This is a genomic window from Rhodovulum sp. BSW8 (assembly GCF_003314725.1).
Taxonomy (GTDB): domain Bacteria; phylum Pseudomonadota; class Alphaproteobacteria; order Rhodobacterales; family Rhodobacteraceae; genus Rhodovulum; species Rhodovulum visakhapatnamense.
In genome coordinates this window covers 140,322-157,371 of sequence record NZ_QNVX01000003.1, presented here as the reverse complement: position 1 = coordinate 157,371, position 17,050 = coordinate 140,322, and the positions used below count along the sequence as shown (strand labels likewise).

Here is a 17,050-nt window from a genome sequence, read left to right as displayed (position 1 = left end):
CCGCTGAGAGCTTCCTCGGCTTCATTGACATCACGTCGATCCGTCTCTGGGTCCGCCATTTGTCAACATGACCTAGCGGTCATTTTCTCCCTGAGTTTTCAAGAGTGCCACAACCGGCTCAACAGCGTTGCGAAGATGGACCGGTCCCACATCCAAGCCGTTCGGTCGGAACGGCTGGACCCCTTCGCCCTGCAGGACGGCCCGAATTGTGTTCAAATGCGCACCGGTTTCGGCCGACAGCATCGATGGTGTCGTGTAGTTGGCCTCAAACGCACCGATGTCGTCGCGGCTCATCCTACGCCGCGCCGTCAGCGCCCATCATGCGCATCAGGAAATCTCTTTGAAGGATATCCAACAGGCGCACGCAGCACGACGAAAGGCTTTGCGCAACGAGATCACGGCGAAATCGCGGCGGGTCACGGAGTTCCTTCCGCACCCTGCGCCGCTCCCAAGCCTTGAAAGGCAAGAGCCCGCACAACCGGACAGCCCGGTCCAAAAGCTGATCCTGTACAAAACGGACAAGATGTCATGAACCGCCAAACCCGTCGCACTGGCACTTTCATTGTTACCCGTGAACACAAGCGATTTGTCGAGTTCGCCACCACGGTACGCCGCAATGCCACCATTGCCCGGTATCGAGAAACGCATGTCCCAGTACCCGCAGCTCTACAGCCGCATTGGATTTGTGCATGAATACCCGCCACTCTCCAAAGACGAGATGCAGTTCGTCCTGCAGCGTCAATGGAAGAAACCCGGCTTCGGCCAGGATGATGCCGACTTCACCGATGCCCGCGCCGCCGCAGCCGTCGTTCGTCTGACAGCTGGCAACTTCCGCCTCCTGCAACGCCTCTTCATGCAGATCGAACGCATCGCCCGTATCAACGAAATCGCCGCCATCACCGAAGAGGTCGTCGAAGCTGCCGCTCAAACCCTGGTCATCGGCAACGCCAATTGACGATCAATAAACGCCGCCACATAGCGATCAAGTTCACAGCCTGACCCCACGTGCCATTTTGACGCAGAATTAACCCATGCTAGCTTAACCTTACCCAAGCAGGGGCCATCGACGACCGGGAGACCGTCATGCTGGACGATTTTCGCGCCTATACCCGCGCCGAGCGTCTTTCCGACGCCGTGGTGCATGTGACCGGGCTGGCCGCTGTGGCCATCGGGGTCCCCATTCTCGTGGTCCTGGCCATCCTGATCCGCGGCGACACGCCCGCGGTATTGGGAATTGCCGTCTATGGGGCGGCGCTCTTCGCCATGATCGGCTTTTCGGCACTGTACCACATGGTGCGCCATCCGAACTGGACGCCGGTCTTTCGCCGGCTCGACCATTCCGCCATCTACTGGAAGATCGCGGGCACCTACACGCCCTTCACCTTGTTGTCGGGCCATGGGGTGACGCTCCTGGCCGGGCTCTGGGCGGCGGCGGCGGCGGGCACGGGACTGCGCGTCCTCGCGCCCTACCGGTTTCGCGCGGTGAACCTCGCGCTTTATCCGGCCATGGGCTGGGCCGGGGCGGTCGCGGGCTGGAGCATGTTCGCCACCCTGTCGCCCCCTGTGCTGGGCCTCGTGATCGCGGGAGGCGTGCTTTATACGGTCGGCATGGTCTTCTACCTGTGGGAACGGCTGCCCTATCACAACACGATCTGGCATGTCTTCGTCCTGGTCGCGAGCATGCTGTTCTTCGCCGCCATCACCACCCATGTGGTCCAGACCGCCTGAAACCTGCCTCACCTGATCTTGCCCCGCCCTGCCCGGTTGCGGGTACCTCTTCGTCTGCGCTATTGTCGCGCAAAGACACGCGTCCGGAGTCGGAAGAGCAGACCGCCACCGGACCAGGAGAGCGATGATGACAGTGAAGCCCCTTGCGATCGCGGCCGTTCTGGCCAGTATTTCCGCCTTTGCCGCCGAAGCCGGACAGATCGAGCGCGCCTGCCTTTCCTCGGGGCGCCCGGGCGTCACCCGGGGCCTTTGCGGCTGCATCCAGCAGGCCGCCGACATCACCCTGACCCGCGGCGACCAGAGCCGCGCCGCCGGGTTCTTCCGCGACCCGCATCAGGCCCAGGTGGTCCGCCAGTCCGACCGCCGGAGCGACGCGGAATTCTGGCGCCGCTATCAGCTGTTCGGCGACACCGCGGCCGCCTATTGCAGCTAGGCCGATGGCCGGGCGCGCCGACGGGCTGTACCCTCCGCTGTCGGTGCCAAAGCCGCTGGGACAAGAGATCTGGGTCGTGGACGGCCCGGCGATCCGGTTCTACGGCATGCCCTTTCCCACCCGGATGTGCGTGGTCCGCCTGCCCTCGGGCGGGCTCTGGCTGCATTCGCCGGTCCGGCCCGACGAGGACCTGATCGCCCGGATCGAGACGCTGGGGCCGGTCGCGCATCTGGTGGCCCCGAACGCCTTGCACTACGCCTTTCTGCCCGCCTGGGCCGCCCGGTTTCCCGAGGCCGCGGTCCATGCCGCGCCCGGTGCGGCCGAACGCGCCGCCCGACATGGGGTCGGCTTTCCGGACCACGCACCGCTTGGCCCCCGCGCGCCCGAGGCCTGGCGGGGCACGATCCGCCAGCGCCTGGTGCCGGGACATCCCTTTTTGAAAGAGGCGATCTTCTTTCACCGCCCGTCGCGCACGCTGATCCTGACCGACCTGATCGAGGCGTTCGAGCCCGCCCGGCTGGGTCCGGTGATGAAGCTTGCCACCTGGATCGGCGGCATCCGCAGCCCCGGCGGGACGCCGCGCGACGCCCGGCTGACCTGGACCGACACGGCCGCGGCCGCCCCTGTCCTGCGCGAGGCCCTGAGCTGGGCGCCCGATCGGGTGATCATGGCCCATGGCGCGCCGATCGAGACCGATGTCGCGGCGCGGCTGCGGCAGGCCTTCGTCTGGGCGCTTGGCCCCGAGGCGGATGCCCGGGCCTGACCGGCACGCGAGCCGCAAGCCCCGCCCCCCGTACCGCAACGGCGCATCTGGACAGCGACCGGTTTTCCCGCTAAAGGCGCCGCCCATGACCCGTTGCGTTCATATCCCTGCGCGCCGACGCCGCCGCCGTTTCTGAGACGGCTGCCTGCGCGTGCCTCCACGCGCCCCCCCGCGCGTCGGCGCATTCCCGAAGACATTGACACCCCGTTCCGCCCGAGGCACCCATAGGGCCTCTTTTCCGAAGGATTTCCCAGATGATCCCGTCCGTCCTGCCAACCTATAACCGCGCGCCGCTCAGCTTCGAGACTGGCGAAGGCTCCTGGCTTGTCGCGACCGACGGCACCCGATACCTGGACTTGGGCGCCGGGATCGCGGTCAACGCGCTTGGCCATGCCAACCCGGCGCTGGTGGCGGCGCTGACCGCCCAGGCAAACCGGATCTGGCATCTGTCGAACCTCTACCACATCCCCGAGCAGGAGGCCCTGGCCGACGCGCTGGTCGAGAAGACCTTCGCCGACACGGTCTTTTTCACCAATTCGGGGACCGAGGCCTGCGAACTCGCCATCAAGATGGCGCGGAAATACTGGTACGAGAAAGGTCGGCCCGACCGGGTGAACATCGTCACCTTCTCGGGGGCGTTCCACGGCCGGTCCTCGGCCGCCATCGCGGCGGTGGGGTCCGAGAAGATGACCAAGGGGTTCGGGCCGCTTCTGCCGGGCTTCATCCACCTGCCCTTCGGCGCCCATGGCTCGGTTCTGCAGAATGCGATCGACGACACGGTCGCGGCCATTCTGGTCGAGCCCGTCCAGGGCGAGGGCGGCATCCGGCCCCTGCCCGATGCCTGCCTCAAGGGCCTGCGCGATCTTTGCGACGAGACCGGCGCGCTGCTGATCTATGACGAGGTGCAGTGCGGGATGGGCCGGACCGGCAAGCTGTTCGCCCATGAATGGGCGGGCGCCGCACCCGATATCATGATGATCGCCAAGGGGATCGGCGGCGGCTTTCCGCTGGGGGCGGTGCTGGCGACGGAAGCCGCCGCCGCGGGCATGACGCTCGGCACCCATGGCTCGACCTATGGCGGCAACCCGCTGGCCTGTGCGGTCGGCAAGGCGGTGCTCGACATCGTCGCCGAACCCGCCTTCCTCGACGAGGTGAACCGCAAGGCCGGGCTGTTCCGGCAGCGGCTCGAGGGGCTGGTCGCGAGCCATCCCGACATCTTCGAGGAGGTGCGCGGCTCGGGGCTGATGCTGGGGCTGAAATGCCGGGCCGCGGCTAGCGATCTGGTGCAGGCGGGCTATGCCCAGCACCTGCTGACGGTGCCCGCGGCCGACAATGTGGTGCGGCTGCTGCCGCCCCTGACCATCACCGATGACGAAATCGCCGAGGCGGTGGCCCGGCTTGACGCGGCCGCCGCGGCCGTCGCAGCCAAGGAGGCCCAGGCATGACCCATTTTCTCGATATCGCCACGACCGAGCCCGCTGATCTCAGGGGGATCCTCGATAACGCGCTGGCGATGAAGAGGGCCCGCGCCGGGCGCAGCAAGGGCGCGCCCGATGACGACCGGCCGCTTGACGGGCGGATGGTGGCACTGATCTTCGAGAAGCCCTCGACCCGAACCCGGATCAGCTTCGATGTGGGCGTGCGGCAGATGGGCGGCGAGACCATGGTGTTGTCGGGCAAGGACATGCAGCTGGGGCATGGCGAGACCATCGCCGACACCGCGCGGGTGCTGTCGCGCTATGTGGATCTGATCATGATCCGGACCTTCGAGGAGGCGACGCTGCAGGAGATGGCGGACTATGCCAGCGTGCCGGTGATCAACGGGCTCACGAACCGCACCCATCCCTGCCAGATCATGGCGGACCTGCTGACCTTCGAGGAACATCGCGGGCCGATTGCCGGGCGCAAGGTGGTCTGGTCGGGCGACGGCAACAATGTCTGCGCCTCGTTCATCCAGGCGGCCGGGCAGCTTGGCTTCGATCTGACCTTTACCGGCCCCGCGACGCTCGACCCCGAGGCGGTCTTTGTCGAGGCAGCGCGGGCGAAGGGCGCGACCGTCACCATCGAGCGCGATCCGCTGAAGGCTGTCGAAGGCGCGGATCTGGTGGTGACCGACACCTGGGTGTCGATGCACGATCCGCAATCGGCGCGCGAGCGGCGGCACAACCAGTTGCGTCCCTATCAGGTGAACGAGCGGCTGATGGCGGCGGCGAAGCCCGATGCGTTGTTCATGCATTGCCTACCCGCGCATCGCAACGAAGAGGCCACCAATGCGGTGATGGACGGGCCGCATTCGGTGATCTTCGACGAGGCCGAGAACCGGCTGCATGCCCAGAAGGCGGTGATGCGCTACTGTCTCGGCGTCTAGGAGGCGGCAAGCGGGTCGCTCCCGCCCCCGGGCCCGCACGGGGCTGCGCCCCGCTTGTCCGGCGTTGGGCCGGGCCGCGCGCGTTCCGCGCACGGCGCCTCCGGCGGGGGTACTGGGGCCAAGAAGAAGGCATGGCAGATTCCGAGGCGACGGCCGTCCGGCCGGAGCCGAGACAAGAACCGTGCGCCGCACGGCGCTCCGTCTTGCAAGCGCTGTTTCGTCAGTTCCGGCGTTTGGTGCGGAGCGTCGGGTCGGCGGCGGTCGGGTCCTCGGGCCAGGGATGGCGGGGATAGCGGCCGCGCATCTCCTTGCGCACCTCGGCATAGCTGGTCGCCCAGAAGCCCGGCAGGTCCATGGTGACCTGAACCGGCCGTCCGGCGGGCGACAGCAGCGCGATCCGGAGCGGCAGGCGCCTTGGACCGACCGTCGGGTGCCGGGTCACGCCGAAAAGCTCCTGCAGGCGCAGTTCGACCCCCGGGGCCTCGGCGTCGTAGTCGATGGGGATCTTCCGGCCCAGCGGCGTTTCGAAACTGGCAGGCGCGAGGCGGTCGACCATCTGCTGCGCCTCCCAGTCGAGGCGGCCGGTCAGCGGGGGCAAGAGATCGAAGCGTCTGAGGTCCTCCGCCGTCCTGAGCCCGCCGAGATGGGGCAGCAGCCAGTCCTCGAGGTCCGCCATCAGCCCCGCATCGGAGAAATCGGGCAGATCCGCGCCCTCGGTACGCAGAAGCTCGACCCGCGCGCGAAAGCGGCGCGCCGCGTCGCTCCAGGGCAGGCCGAGGCTGCGGACCCCCTCCAGAATCGCGCGGGCCAGGGCCTCGGACGGGGCGTCGGGCCAATTGCGATCGTCGAGCACCAGCGCGCCGAAGCGTTCCTGCCGCCGCGCGGTCACCCGGGCCTCGCGCCGGGACCAGGCGCAGACGTCCTGCCAGGCGATGGCCGGGCCATGCACCGCGCGCAAGGCCGCCTCGGACAGCGGGGCGGCCAGGCGCACACGCGCCTCGCGGGTATCGCCGTCGAGATCGAGCGCCACGATCAGCCGCTGGCCCGCCAGCGGGTCGGCCGGGTCGATCACCGCGCCCTTGCCGCCGGACAGAACATAGCGCGGGTCCTCGCCCTTGCGCCGCAGCCCGATCCGGTCGGGATAGGCCAGCGCCGCCATCTCGCCCGGACCCATCGGGCGGGGGGCGTCGGGCGCCTGTGCTGCCAGGCGTTTAGCCTCGGTCCGGATCCGGGCCAGCGCGCCCCGGTCGGGCGGCACCGGGGTCGGCGCCGTCGGGTCGGCGATGCAGCGCAGGCGCAGCGCCAGATCGCTGCCCGCCCCGCGCAGCGGATCGCGTTCGGACAGGAGCGCGGCCAGAGGCGCCGCCTGACGCCCCGCCGCAAGCAGCATATGCCCCAGCCGGGGATGCAGCGGCAGCGCCGCCAGCGCGCGGCCATGTGCGGTGATCCGTCCGGCGGCGTCGAGCGCGCCGAGCCCCGCAAGCAGCGCCCGCGCCTCGGCGAAGGCGCCTGGATTGGGCGGTGTCAGGAAAGCCAGATCCTCGGGGCCGGAGGTGCCCCAGGCCGCCAGTTCCAGTGCCAGACCGGTCAGGTCGCCCGCCTCGATCTCGGCCGGGGGATAGGCGGCGAGCGCCCCCTCTTCGCCCTTCGTCCAGAGCCGGTAGCAGGCCCCTTCCGCCACCCGCCCGGCCCGGCCGCGGCGCTGGTCGGCCTCGGCCCGGGTGACCCGTTCGGTCACCAGCCGTGCCATGCCGGAATTCGGGTCGAACCGCGCGCGCCGGGCGCGGCCCGCATCGACCACCACGCGGACATCCTCGATGGTCAGCGAGGTTTCGGCGATGGCGGTCGCCAGTACCAGCTTGCGGCCCTCGCGCGCGGGCTTGATCGCGGCCTGCTGTTCGGCGAAGGGCAGCGCGCCATAAAGCGGGCGGACGTGGCAATCATCGGGCAGCCTGCCTTGCAAGGCACTGGCACAACGCCGGATCTCGGCCTCGCCGGGCAGAAAGACCAGAACCCCGCCTGCGGTCTCCGCCGCGGCCTGGGCCACAAGATCGGCCGTGGCCTCGGCCAGCCGCGCGCCCTTCGGCAGGGGCGCCGGCAGCCAGCGGGTCTCGACCGGGAAGGCCCGGCCTTCCGAGGTCACGACCGGTGCGTCGTCCATCAGCGCGGCGACCGGGGCCGCGTCGAGCGTCGCCGACATCACCAGCAGCATCAGATCGTCGCGCAGCGCCTGGCGCGCCTCCCAGGCCAGCGCCAGCCCCAGATCGGCATTGAGCGAGCGTTCGTGAAATTCGTCGAAGATCACCGCACCGATGCCGTCGAGCCCCGGATCGGACTGGATCATCCGGGTCAGGATGCCTTCGGTCACGACCTCGATCCGGGTGGCGCGGCCGGTCTTCGCCTCGCCCCGGATACGGTAGCCCACGGTCTGGCCGACCGGCTCGCCCAGGGTCTCGGCCATCCGTTCGGCGGCAGCGCGCGCGGCCAGGCGCCGCGGCTCGAGCATCACGATCCGGCCCGCCGTCAGCCCGGCCTTCAGGATCGCCAGCGGCACCCGCGTGGTCTTGCCCGCCCCGGGCGGCGCCTGCAAAACGGCCCGGCCCGCGCGGGCGAGGGCCGCGGTCAGCTCGGGCAGGACGGCGTCGATGGGCAAGGGCGTCATGCCCGCCTTATGGGCCAAACCGCCGCGCCGGGCCAGAGGGCGCGGCAACCCGACCGGGGGGCTGGACAGCCCGGCCCAGGCAGGGCAAGACAGGGGCCGCCCCTGACGATCCGGAGCCGCCGATGACCCCTGACGAGCTTGCCCCCCGCATCAAGTCCGGCGAACGCCGGGCGCTGGCCCGGGCGATCACCCTGATCGAAAGCGGCCGCGAGGATCACCGCGCCCAGGCGCAGGAGCTTCTGGGCCTTCTGGCCGATGCCCCCGGACAGGCGTTGCGGATCGGGCTGTCGGGTACGCCGGGCGTCGGCAAGTCGACCTTCATCGAAAGCTTCGGGATGATGCTGACGGCCGAGGGCCACAAGGTCGCGGTGCTGGCGGTCGACCCGTCCTCGGCGCGCTCGGGCGGGTCGATCCTCGGCGACAAGACCCGGATGGAACGGCTGAGCCGCGAGCCCAACGCCTTCATCCGCCCCTCGCCCAGCCAGTCGGCGCTGGGCGGCGTCGCGCGCCGCACCCGCGAGGCGGTGGCGCTGTGCGAGGCGGCAGGCTTCGGCATCGTGCTGATCGAGACGGTGGGCGTCGGCCAGTCCGAAACCATGGTGGCCGAGATGACCGATCTTTTCGTGCTGCTGATGGCGCCTGCGGGCGGCGACGAGCTGCAGGGCGTCAAGCGCGGCATCATGGAAATGGCCGACCTCATCCTCGTGAACAAGGCCGATGGCGATCTGAAACCCGCCGCCGAACGCACCCGGGCCGATTATGCGGGCGCGCTGCACCTCTTGCGCCGCCGTCCCCAGGACCCCGAGGGCTTCCCCAAGGCGGTCGCCGTCTCGGCGGTCGAGGAACGCGGGCTGCGCGAGGCCTGGGACGATATGCAAAGGCTGGCCGACTGGCGTCGCGCGCAGGGCCATTTCGACGCCCGCCGCGCCGAACAGGCCCGCTACTGGTTCACCGAAGAGGTGCGCCGCGGCTTGCTGGCCCGGCTCGACCGCGACCCGGCGATGCGGGCCCGGATGGCCGATCTCGGCGCGAAGGTCGCAGGCGGCAAGCTGACCGTAGCCCATGCCTCGGCCGAGATGCTGGCCGCCCTCGGCGTCACCGCCTGAGCCTGCGGAGGGCGCACCGTGAAGCCCTTCCTGATCCTCCAGCTGCGCCCCGAAACCGAGGCCGCCGACGACGAATACGCGGCCTTCCTCCGCAAGGGCAGGCTTGCCCCCGAAAACGCCCGCCGTCTGCGGCTCGACTGCGAACCGCTGCCGCCTGATCTCTCGCTCGACGCCTTTTCGGGCGTGATCGTGGGCGGCGGCCCGGGCTGCCTCTCGGACGCCGAGGGCGCGAAATCCGAAACCGACCGCCGGATCGAGGCCGCGATCCTCGGCCTTCTGCCCGAGATCACCGCCCGCGACCTGCCGTTTCTCGGCTGCTGCTACGGCATCGGCCTTCTCGCCCACCATCTTGGCGCGCCGGTGGCCAAGGGCCGCTTCGGCGAGCCGGTCGGCACCACCACCTGCCGCCTGACCGAGGACGGGCGCGCCGACCCGCTGACCCGCGACCTGCCCGACGCCTTCGCCGCCTTCGTCGGCCACAAGGAGGCGGTCGAGGCGTTGCCCCCCGGCTGCGCCCATCTGCTGGCCTCGGATCCCTGCCCGTTCCAGATGATCCGCCACGGCGCCAATGTCTACGCCACCCAGTTCCACCCCGAGGCCGACAGCGCGGGCTTCGAGCTGCGGATCCGGATCTACCGCGACCGGGGCTATTTCCCGCCCGAGGCGGCCGACGACCTGATCGCGCTTTGCCGGGCCCAGGCAGTCGACTGGCCGGAAACCATCCTCGCCCGGTTCGTCGCGCGCCATGCCCGCCCCTGAGCCAGCACCCGGGATGAATCGCTTGACGTCGCCCCCTCTTCCCCCTATCAGGCCCGGACGGAATTCTCGGCGCTGCCTTTGCGGCGTCGGTCGCTTTATCGAAACGAGGATATGAACCATGTCGCGCGTCTGCGAACTGACCGGCAAAGGGCCGATGACCGGCAACAATGTCAGCCACGCCCATAACAAGACCAGGCGCCGGTTTCTGCCGAACCTCAACGAGGTCACGCTGATCTCCGACGTTCTGGGCCGGGCGTTCAAGTTCCGCGTCTCGGCCGCAGGCCTGCGCACCGTCGATCACCGTGGCGGTCTGGACAACTTCCTGGCCAAAGCCCGCGACGCCGAGCTGTCCGACAAGGCCCTGAAGGTCAAGAAAGAGATCGAGAAGGCCCAGGCCACCGCCTGATCCGGCGCGACCGGCCTGCCTTGCGCCATTGCTTGACGGCCCCGCACCCGCGGGGCCTTTCGCGTTTCCGCGTTCTTCTTGGCGTCAATACCCCCGCCGGAGGCGCCGCGCGCTTGCGCGCGGCCGGGCCCAAGGCCGGGCAAGCGGGGCGAAGCCCCGTGCGGGCCGGGGGCGGGAGCCCCCCGCCCCGGCTCCCTTTGGCGAATCCGGATCGCGCCGGGCCTCGAGTCGTTCTAGGATCGCGCCATGACCCGGCTCCGCCCCGCCTTCGGCCTTGGCCTTGCTCTCCTGCTGGCGCTCACCTCGCTGAGCCTCGCGGCCGCGCGCGCCACGCCGCGCCCGGTGGACCGGATCGTGCTTTGCACCGGTTTCGGCCTGCAGACCGTCGAGATCGACGCAAACGGCCACCCGGTCGGCGCGCCCCATATCTGCCCCGACGGTCTGGCGGCACTGGCAGCCCTTGCACCCTTGCCGCCCGCGCTGCCGCTGCGGTCACTGCGCGCCCGGCCGCTCGGCCGCCGCAGCCACGCCCCCGCGCCCTGCGGGCGCCGCCCGCCGCAGCCCCGCTCGCGTGCGCCTCCCGCCCCCATCGCCTGACCCCGACGACCCTTGTTTCAAATCCAAAATGACCAGGAGGCCAGCGATGTCCCTGAAAACCACCCTTGCCGCGAGCCTGATCGCGCTCGCTCCCGCCCTGCCCGCCGCTGCGGGCGATATCGCCGTCGAGGGCGCCTATGCCCGCGCCTCGTCGATGATGGCGCAATCCGGCGCCGCCTTCATGACCCTCGTCAATAGCGGCGGCGCCGACGACCGGCTGATCGCGGCCGCCTCGGACGCTGCCGACCGGGTCGAGTTGCACACCCATGTCTCGGACGCCAATGGCGTGATGCAGATGATCGAGGTCAAGGAGGGCTTCCCGGTGCCCGCCCACGGCCGCCACGAGCTGCGCCGGGGCGGCGATCACGTCATGCTGCTGGGCCTCACCCGGTCGCTGACCGAAGGCGACAGCGTCCACCTGACGCTGACCTTCGAAAAGGCCGGCACGGTCGAGGTCGAGGCCCCGGTCGAGGTCGTCCGCCAGCCGATGGGCGGCCAGATGGGCGCGCGGCCGGCCATGGGGAACTGACAGGCCGGGACAGGACCCGGCGCCGGGGGCCGAACCGCCCCCGGCATGTCATCCCCTTGTCAGCTGGTTCAGACAGTCCTCGACCCAGACCGGCACGATCCCCGAGGCCGGACCCTGCCGCACCCGGTCGAAATCGCTGACCGTCTCTGAGGGCTCCAGGTTCAGCTCCAGCGTCTCGGCCCCGGCCCGCGATGCATCCTGCACGAAAGCCGCCGCCGGATAGACAGTGCCCGAGGTGCCGATCGCCGCGAACAGATCGGCCGCCCGCAGCGCCTCCCAGATCTCTTCCATGTAATAGGGCATCTCGCCGAACCAGACGATGTCTGGCCGGGTCGCGGGCGCGCCGCAGGACGGGCACGGATCCTCCACCCGCATCACCGGCGGCGCCTGCCAGCCCGCGCCGCAGGACGCGCAGCGCGCCCGCGCCAGCTGCCCGTGCATGTGCCAGACCGCCCGGCTTCCGGCGCGCTCGTGCAGATCGTCGACATTCTGGGTCACGATCCGGACCGACCCGGGCGGCAGCGCGGCCTCGAGCCGGGCCAGCGCCAGATGCGCCGGGTTCGGCGCAGCCTCGGCCGCGTTCCGGCGCCGCGCATTGTAGAACTCCATCACCAGCGCGGGGTTGCGGGCAAAGCCCTCGGGCGTCGCCACGTCGTTCAGGTCGTAGCGGGTCCAAAGCCCGTCCACGTCGCGGAACGTGCCAAGCCCGCTTTCGGCCGAGATCCCGGCCCCGGTGAGAATCACGATCTTGGTCATCGGGCCTGCCTCCGCTATCCCTCAGAGCAAAAGGAGGCCGCCATGACCACCCGAATCCTGTTCGTCTGTCTGGGCAATATCTGCCGCTCGCCGACCGCGCATGGGGTGTTCCAGACCCTGGCCCTGGCCGAGCGCCTCGACATCGAGGTCGAAAGCGCCGGAACGGGTGGCTGGCATGTGGGCGATCCGCCCGACCCGCGCGCGATCCGCGCCGCGGCCGGGCGCGGCTACGACCTGACGCGGCTGCGCGCCTGTCAGGTCAAGGCCGCCGATTTCGCCATCTACGACCTGATCCTGGCCATGGACCGCTCGAACCTGACCGCGCTGGAACGGATGCGCCCGATCGACAGCGAAACCCCGATCAGGCTGTTTCTCGACTTCGCCGACGCCACCCGCGACGAGGTGCCCGACCCCTATTACGACGGAAGCTTCGATCTGGTGCTCGATCTGGTCGAGGACGCCTCGCGCGGGCTCATCCGCCATCTGGCGGGCTGAACCCCGACCGCTCAGCCGACCGGATTGGGCAGCGGACGGCCGCCCAGATGGGCGCGGATATTCTCGACCGCCATCAGGCCCATGGCGGTCCTGACCTCCTGCGTCGCGGTGCCCAGATGCGGCAGCAGCGTCACATTCTCGCGGCGCCTGAGGGCCTCGGGCACCTCGGGTTCGAATTCGTAGACATCGAGCCCCGCCCCCGCGATCTTGCCGGCCTCGAGCGCCGCGATCAGCGCCGCCTCGTCGATCACCTCGCCGCGCGAGATGTTCACCAGATGCGCGGTGGGCTTCATCGCCGCCAGCACGCCGGCCCCGATCAGATGCCGGGTCGCCGCCCCGCCCGGCACCGCCGAGACAAGGATGTCGGCCTCGGCCGCCAGCGCCTCGGGGCTGCCCAGCGCCCGGGCCGGAAAATCCAGCGCCTTCGGGCTGCGGGTGTGATAGAGAACCTCCATCCCGAAGCCGAGATGACAGCGCCGGGCGATGGCCTGTCCGATATTGCCCATGCCGAGGATGCCCACCGTCCTGCCGGTGACATGCAGCCCCAGCATCTGGGTCGGATGCCAGCCCTGCCAACGGCCCGCACGCACCAGCCGCTCGCCCTCGCCCGCGCGGCGGCAGGTCATCAGGATCAGCATCATGCCGATATCGGCGGTCGCATCGGTCACGGCGCCGGGGGTGTTGGTCACCGCCACCCCGGCCGCCCGCGCCGCCGCCACGTCGATATGGTTGAAGCCGACACCGAAATTGGCCAGCAGACGCGCGCGCGGCGCAGGCACATCGGCAAAGACCCCGGCCGAGAAGGCATCGCCCAGCGTCGGCAGCACGATGTCGTAATCCGTCAATGCCGCGCGCAGCTCGTCGGGTGACAGCGGCAGCGTCGATTGCCGGATCTCGGTCTCGCCCAGGGATCGGACCGCCTCGGCGACCGTCTCGGGCATCGGGCGGGTGACAAGGATCCTGGCCATCAGAACATCCGCCCGCCAATCGGCACGTCCTTGTCGGGCACGATCAGCACGACCTCGCCGTTTTCGTCGGGCAGGCCCAGCACCAAGACCTCGGAGCGGACCTTGCCGATCTGGCGCGGCGGGAAGTTGACGACGCCCAGCACGCGGCGGCCCGGAAGATCCTCGGGCGTGTAATGCGCGGTGATCTGGGCCGAGCTTTTCTTTTCGCCGATCTCGGGGCCGAAATCGACCCAGAGCTTGATCGCGGGCTTGCGCGCCTCGGGATAGGGCTCGGCCCGGGTGATCTGGCCCACGCGGATATCGACCTTGAGGAAATCGTCGAAGGAAATCTCGGTCATGCGCCCAGTTCCCTGCCGCGCGACGTTGCCGCGGCGACCGCCTTTTCCAGCAGCGGCGGAAAGCCGGTTTCCGGGTCCATCAGCACCGCCAGCGCGGCTGCGGTGGTGCCGCCCGGCGAGGTCACGTTGACGCGCAGCTGGGCGGGGTCCTCGGCGGCCTCCTCGGCCAGCTGCCCCGCCCCCGCGACCGTGGCCTTGGCCAGCGTCATCGCCATCGCGGCCGGAAGGCCCGCAGCCTCGCCCGCCCTGGCCAGCGTCTCGATCAGATGGAAGACATAGGCCGGGCCCGAGCCCGAGACCGCCGTCACCGCATCCATCTGGGATTCGTCGTCCAGCCGCACGGTCTGGCCCACCGCCGACAAAAGCGACTCGGCCAGCGCCAGCCCGGCCTCGTCGACCTTGGCGTTGCCGATCAGCGCGGTGATGCCGCGCCCGACGGCTGCGGGGGTGTTCGGGATGGTCCGCACCACCGGTGCCCCGGCGCCCAGCCGGTCCGCGAAATACCCAAGCGTCTTGCCCGCCGCGATCGAGACGAAGAGCGTCTGCCCGTCGGCAAGGCCCGCGACCTGCGGCAGCGCCTCGTCCATCAGCTGCGGCTTGACCGCGATCAGCACCAGCGCGGGCGCCTCGGGCAGCGGCTGGTTGAGATGAAGCCCCTCGGCCGCGCGGGCGCGCAGCCAGTCGGACGGGTGCGGATCTATGGCCCAGACCGCGCCCGCAGGCAGGCCGCGCTTCAGCCAGCCCTCCAGCAGCGCGGACCCCATCTTGCCGCAGCCCAGAAGCACCAGCCCCCGGGCGGAAAGGTCGTCGAATTGCATGGTTGCCCCCTTTACGCCTGTCGGGGCGCGAGGTTAGGCGCGCCCGAAGGCATCCGCAATGGCCACCTGCAGGGCATTGGCGGGCGTGCGGTCGGCCCAGACCACCAGCTGGAAGGCCGGGTAGAACCGTTCGCAGGACGACACCGCAGCATGGATCAGCTGGTCGACCTGCTCGGGGCTGGCGGTCTGCCCGCCCGACAGCATCAGCCCGTGGCGCCAGACCATCAGCCGCTGGTCGCGCCAGAAGGTGAAGGCCCCGGCCCAGCACATGTCGTTGGTGGCGTTGAGCGCCTCGTAAAGCGCGGGGAGCCGTTCGGGCGGCGGCTCCATCTCGAAGGTGCAGATGAGCCGCAGCGTCTCGTCGAAGCCCGACCAGGCGAGCGTGATCGAATAGGTCCGCCACTGGCCCACCACCGCCATCGCGATCTGGTCGTCGGCGACCCGGTCGAATTCCCAGTCGTGATGCGAGGCGAGGGTCTCGACGAGGTCGATGGGGTGGATCTCGTCGCTCAGCAGGAAGTCTTCGGAAGATCGCATGCCCGGCCTCTTTGTTTTCTAGCCCAAGCCGACCCGAGGCCCACTAGGCTTTGGTTCCTGCTCTAGGTCCGGGGTGATATCCCCGGCTCCTCACAAAATATGGTGAGCGGAAAGCCGGAGGCTGTAAAGCGAATTTTTGTTAAGATTGAAAGACGCACCGCAATATCTTGTGGACAATGTAGCGCGACATTGAAAGCCGGAGTGTGTGACGGTCAAAGTCGGAGCTCAAACGTTTTAGTTCGACCCCGGGCAACCCGCCTTCGAATGACGCTTGAACGGTCCGTCAACGAGCGTTCGGAATTCCGGTCATTGCCCCATCCGCCGGCAGACGTAAGCCAGCAGCGCGCCAGTCCAGGGTGCCAGAACCAGCGCGGGCAGAAGCCCGGCCTTCACGGCCACCAGACCGATCGACGCAAGCGCGAAATCGGCTCGCGCGTCGCGAGGCGGGCGCCCTGGCTGGTCTGCCACCAGTGCAGGGCGCTGTAGCGCGCCCAGGCCAGCAGACCGAGCGGCAGGCTGCACCACGCTGCTGAGAAGCCCGATCAGAGATCCCAAGCGGACCGCCTCCGACAATCTCGAAAACACGGCCCGCCCTCACCGCCATCGCGGCGGCGCGGTGGGCGATCAGGAAATGGGCCTTGCCATGCGGGTCGGTCGAGCCGTTCACGTGGATGTCGGCCGACCCCGAGAAGGTGCCGGTATTGGCGAACCGCCCGCCCTTGACCGTCACCGTCAACGGCGCCGCGCCCTCCTATCCCGCGATCCAGACCTGGCCGCTTTCATCGGTGGTGCGCGCCCCGCCCCCGGTGCGGACCGGCGCGGCGGAAACGTTCAGCCGACCGTTCACTGCATGCAGATGCCCTCCGGCCCCGAGATCGGGTCGCGCCGCCCCGGTTGTGGGGATTGTCCCGGCGGCGGCCGTCCTCGGCCGGATCCGGCACGAAGGAACCGGCCGCTGGGGCCTGGCGCCAGGTCGGTGTGATGCCGAATGGCGCCTGCATGAAAGCGACGGCCGACTCGACCAGAGGTCCGATTTCCGGCCCCTCGCGTCCCGTCAGCCGCCAGTAGATGTCCATGATATCGGTTGTGGCGTCCGGGGCATTGCCCCGCTGCGCATCGTATCAACGGAAGATCGTGGCATCGTTGCCGTTCGTCAGATCGCGGTTGAAGAGGGTATAGGTCACGCCCCGTCCGAAGCTGGTAAGGTCGCGTCAGGGCATTGTTGCAGAACGCCCGCCGTGAAGGATTCACACCACGACTCCCCGCGGTTGGACGGATGGGACGAGCAAGCCCGAACCCGCCCGCCACCGCTCGGCGACCCGGTCCGCCTGTCGAGCCATCGCGGCGCCATCCGGTTCGGACCCGATGGCGAGGGCTGCGCTGCGCAAGCGCGGGGCTCCGATGGTCCGGCGGGACAAGAAGATGGCGTGGCACGCGCCGCATGAGGGCCGTCCAGGACGCCCGCCGGTCTTCTCGGATGCGGCAATCCGGTTCTGCCTGTCGATCGGGGTGCTGGTCAAGCCGCCGCTCAGGCAGACCGCCGGGATGGTCGCGAGCCTCCTGCGCCTGGCCGGGCCCGATTGGCCGGTTCCGGACTGCCCGACGCTCTTCCGGAGGCAGAAGACCCTGCAGGCGCAAATCCCATGGCGCCGCGCCGAGGGGCCGCCGAACCTGCCGGTGGACAGCACCGTGATCGAGTTTCTCGGGTGAAGCGGGGCCGGGGCCCCAGCCGGGCCGCGTAAGCCCGATGAACCGAACTGGCAGGCCCGCAAGCATGGCGTTCAGGG

The 17,050-nt window shown here is 69.6% G+C and carries 20 protein-coding genes and 1 pseudogene; 13 read left to right on the top strand and 8 right to left on the bottom strand.

The genetic code is table 11. The annotated features are described in order from the left end of the window. Positions 1-72: 72 nt before the first annotated feature. Entirely contained in the window at positions 73-294 is a 222-nt protein-coding gene (locus tag DSD19_RS21350; RefSeq protein WP_133260340.1) for a hypothetical protein, read from the bottom strand. A 352-nt stretch (positions 295-646) separates the two neighbouring features. Here DSD19_RS21350 and DSD19_RS01280 point away from each other — a divergent pair, with 352 nt between their 5' ends. The 6 genes from DSD19_RS01280 (at position 647) to argF (ending at position 5,292) form a co-directional block, all read left to right on the top strand. Continuing rightward, positions 647-955 carry a hypothetical protein gene (locus DSD19_RS01280; protein WP_133260339.1) on the top strand — a complete coding sequence of 103 codons (309 nt, stop codon included), beginning with the start codon at positions 647-649 and terminating at the stop codon, positions 953-955. Between the two features lie 128 nt (positions 956-1,083). Next, positions 1,084-1,728 (top strand): hemolysin III family protein, encoded by a 645-nt coding sequence (locus DSD19_RS01275; RefSeq protein WP_075785063.1) that lies wholly within the window; start codon positions 1,084-1,086, stop codon positions 1,726-1,728. Positions 1,729-1,855: 127 nt separating this feature from the next. After that, positions 1,856-2,161 carry a hypothetical protein gene (locus tag DSD19_RS01270; RefSeq protein WP_113668265.1) on the top strand — a complete coding sequence of 102 codons (306 nt, stop codon included), beginning with the start codon at positions 1,856-1,858 and terminating at the stop codon, positions 2,159-2,161. A 4-nt stretch (positions 2,162-2,165) separates the two neighbouring features. Continuing rightward, positions 2,166-2,924, top strand: coding sequence for a DUF4336 domain-containing protein (locus DSD19_RS01265; RefSeq protein WP_113668253.1), 759 nt, complete (start codon positions 2,166-2,168; stop codon positions 2,922-2,924). Between the two features lie 254 nt (positions 2,925-3,178). Continuing rightward, a complete protein-coding gene (locus DSD19_RS01260; RefSeq protein ID WP_113668252.1) occupies positions 3,179-4,369 on the top strand; it encodes an aspartate aminotransferase family protein in 1,191 nt (396 codons plus the stop codon). Continuing rightward, complete coding sequence (argF, locus tag DSD19_RS01255) at positions 4,366-5,292, top strand: ornithine carbamoyltransferase (protein WP_113668251.1); 927 nt, start codon at positions 4,366-4,368, stop codon at positions 5,290-5,292. The genes DSD19_RS01260 and argF overlap by 4 nt, the downstream gene beginning before the upstream one ends. A 220-nt stretch (positions 5,293-5,512) precedes the next feature. On the opposite strand, the gene hrpB is transcribed toward argF, so the two are convergent. Continuing rightward, the gene (gene hrpB / locus DSD19_RS01250; protein WP_113668250.1) at positions 5,513-7,954 is read right to left on the bottom strand and encodes an ATP-dependent helicase HrpB; all 2,442 of its coding nucleotides are present in this window, start codon (positions 7,952-7,954) and stop codon (positions 5,513-5,515) included. Positions 7,955-8,076: 122 nt separating this feature from the next. Here hrpB and meaB point away from each other — a divergent pair, with 122 nt between their 5' ends. The 5 genes from meaB (at position 8,077) to DSD19_RS01225 (ending at position 11,351) form a co-directional block, all read left to right on the top strand. Continuing rightward, on the top strand, positions 8,077-9,060 hold the full coding sequence (gene meaB / locus DSD19_RS01245) for a methylmalonyl Co-A mutase-associated GTPase MeaB (RefSeq protein WP_075785058.1): 984 nt from the start codon (positions 8,077-8,079) through the stop codon (positions 9,058-9,060). An 18-nt stretch (positions 9,061-9,078) separates the two neighbouring features. After that, positions 9,079-9,819, top strand: a complete 741-nt coding sequence (locus DSD19_RS01240; protein ID WP_113668249.1) for a glutamine amidotransferase — start codon at positions 9,079-9,081, stop codon at positions 9,817-9,819. A gap of 118 nt (positions 9,820-9,937) precedes the next feature. Further along, complete coding sequence (rpmB, locus tag DSD19_RS01235) at positions 9,938-10,225, top strand: 50S ribosomal protein L28 (RefSeq protein ID WP_075785056.1); 288 nt, start codon at positions 9,938-9,940, stop codon at positions 10,223-10,225. 246 nt (positions 10,226-10,471) lie between these two features. Continuing rightward, complete coding sequence (locus tag DSD19_RS01230; RefSeq protein WP_113668248.1) at positions 10,472-10,822, top strand: hypothetical protein; 351 nt, start codon at positions 10,472-10,474, stop codon at positions 10,820-10,822. 46 nt (positions 10,823-10,868) lie between these two features. Beyond that, a complete protein-coding gene (locus DSD19_RS01225) occupies positions 10,869-11,351 on the top strand; it encodes a copper chaperone PCu(A)C (protein WP_113668247.1) in 483 nt (160 codons plus the stop codon). A 48-nt stretch (positions 11,352-11,399) separates the two neighbouring features. On the opposite strand, the gene DSD19_RS01220 is transcribed toward DSD19_RS01225, so the two are convergent. Next, positions 11,400-12,107, bottom strand: a complete 708-nt coding sequence (locus DSD19_RS01220) for an NAD-dependent deacylase (protein ID WP_113668246.1) — start codon at positions 12,105-12,107, stop codon at positions 11,400-11,402. 42 nt (positions 12,108-12,149) lie between these two features. Between DSD19_RS01220 and DSD19_RS01215 the strand changes: the two genes are divergently transcribed. Next, positions 12,150-12,602, top strand: a complete 453-nt coding sequence (locus DSD19_RS01215; RefSeq protein ID WP_113668245.1) for a low molecular weight protein-tyrosine-phosphatase — start codon at positions 12,150-12,152, stop codon at positions 12,600-12,602. A gap of 11 nt (positions 12,603-12,613) precedes the next feature. Here DSD19_RS01215 and DSD19_RS01210 read toward each other — a convergent pair whose 3' ends face one another. From DSD19_RS01210 to DSD19_RS21575, 5 genes are all read right to left on the bottom strand, one after another. Further along, positions 12,614-13,570: a D-glycerate dehydrogenase gene (locus DSD19_RS01210; protein ID WP_113668244.1), complete on the bottom strand. Its 957-nt coding sequence runs from the start codon at positions 13,568-13,570 to the stop codon at positions 12,614-12,616. Further along, a complete protein-coding gene (locus tag DSD19_RS01205) occupies positions 13,570-13,908 on the bottom strand; it encodes a tRNA-binding protein (protein WP_075785050.1) in 339 nt (112 codons plus the stop codon). Before DSD19_RS01205 ends, DSD19_RS01210 begins: the two co-directional genes overlap by 1 nt. Continuing rightward, positions 13,905-14,726, bottom strand: coding sequence for a pyrroline-5-carboxylate reductase (proC, locus tag DSD19_RS01200; protein ID WP_113668243.1), 822 nt, complete (start codon positions 14,724-14,726; stop codon positions 13,905-13,907). Before proC ends, DSD19_RS01205 begins: the two co-directional genes overlap by 4 nt. Before the next feature lie 33 nt (positions 14,727-14,759). Further along, positions 14,760-15,263, bottom strand: coding sequence for a YbjN domain-containing protein (locus DSD19_RS01195; protein ID WP_075785048.1), 504 nt, complete (start codon positions 15,261-15,263; stop codon positions 14,760-14,762). 306 nt (positions 15,264-15,569) lie between these two features. After that, the gene (locus tag DSD19_RS21575; RefSeq protein WP_165828013.1) at positions 15,570-15,731 is read right to left on the bottom strand and encodes a hypothetical protein; all 162 of its coding nucleotides are present in this window, start codon (positions 15,729-15,731) and stop codon (positions 15,570-15,572) included. 777 nt (positions 15,732-16,508) lie between these two features. Between DSD19_RS21575 and DSD19_RS22650 the strand changes: the two are divergent. Next, positions 16,509-17,050, top strand: a pseudogene (locus DSD19_RS22650) (transposase); the annotation flags it as partial.

Coding starts and splice junctions, on each gene's coding strand:
- DSD19_RS01220 (WP_113668246.1), bottom strand. CDS start 12,107: ATGACCAAGATCGTGATTCTCACCGGGGCCGGGATCTCGGCCGAAAGC.
- DSD19_RS01275 (WP_075785063.1), top strand. CDS start 1,084: ATGCTGGACGATTTTCGCGCCTATACCCGCGCCGAGCGTCTTTCCGAC.
- DSD19_RS01225 (WP_113668247.1), top strand. CDS start 10,869: ATGTCCCTGAAAACCACCCTTGCCGCGAGCCTGATCGCGCTCGCTCCC.
- DSD19_RS01195 (WP_075785048.1), bottom strand. CDS start 15,263: ATGCGATCTTCCGAAGACTTCCTGCTGAGCGACGAGATCCACCCCATC.
- DSD19_RS01260 (WP_113668252.1), top strand. CDS start 3,179: ATGATCCCGTCCGTCCTGCCAACCTATAACCGCGCGCCGCTCAGCTTC.
- DSD19_RS01205 (WP_075785050.1), bottom strand. CDS start 13,908: ATGACCGAGATTTCCTTCGACGATTTCCTCAAGGTCGATATCCGCGTG.
- DSD19_RS01265 (WP_113668253.1), top strand. CDS start 2,166: ATGGCCGGGCGCGCCGACGGGCTGTACCCTCCGCTGTCGGTGCCAAAG.
- proC (WP_113668243.1), bottom strand. CDS start 14,726: ATGCAATTCGACGACCTTTCCGCCCGGGGGCTGGTGCTTCTGGGCTGC.
- DSD19_RS01210 (WP_113668244.1), bottom strand. CDS start 13,570: ATGGCCAGGATCCTTGTCACCCGCCCGATGCCCGAGACGGTCGCCGAG.
- rpmB (WP_075785056.1), top strand. CDS start 9,938: ATGTCGCGCGTCTGCGAACTGACCGGCAAAGGGCCGATGACCGGCAAC.
- DSD19_RS01270 (WP_113668265.1), top strand. CDS start 1,856: ATGACAGTGAAGCCCCTTGCGATCGCGGCCGTTCTGGCCAGTATTTCC.
- hrpB (WP_113668250.1), bottom strand. CDS start 7,954: ATGACGCCCTTGCCCATCGACGCCGTCCTGCCCGAGCTGACCGCGGCC.
- DSD19_RS21350 (WP_133260340.1), bottom strand. CDS start 294: ATGAGCCGCGACGACATCGGTGCGTTTGAGGCCAACTACACGACACCA.
- DSD19_RS01280 (WP_133260339.1), top strand. CDS start 647: ATGTCCCAGTACCCGCAGCTCTACAGCCGCATTGGATTTGTGCATGAA.
- meaB (WP_075785058.1), top strand. CDS start 8,077: ATGACCCCTGACGAGCTTGCCCCCCGCATCAAGTCCGGCGAACGCCGG.
- DSD19_RS01230 (WP_113668248.1), top strand. CDS start 10,472: ATGACCCGGCTCCGCCCCGCCTTCGGCCTTGGCCTTGCTCTCCTGCTG.
- DSD19_RS01215 (WP_113668245.1), top strand. CDS start 12,150: ATGACCACCCGAATCCTGTTCGTCTGTCTGGGCAATATCTGCCGCTCG.
- argF (WP_113668251.1), top strand. CDS start 4,366: ATGACCCATTTTCTCGATATCGCCACGACCGAGCCCGCTGATCTCAGG.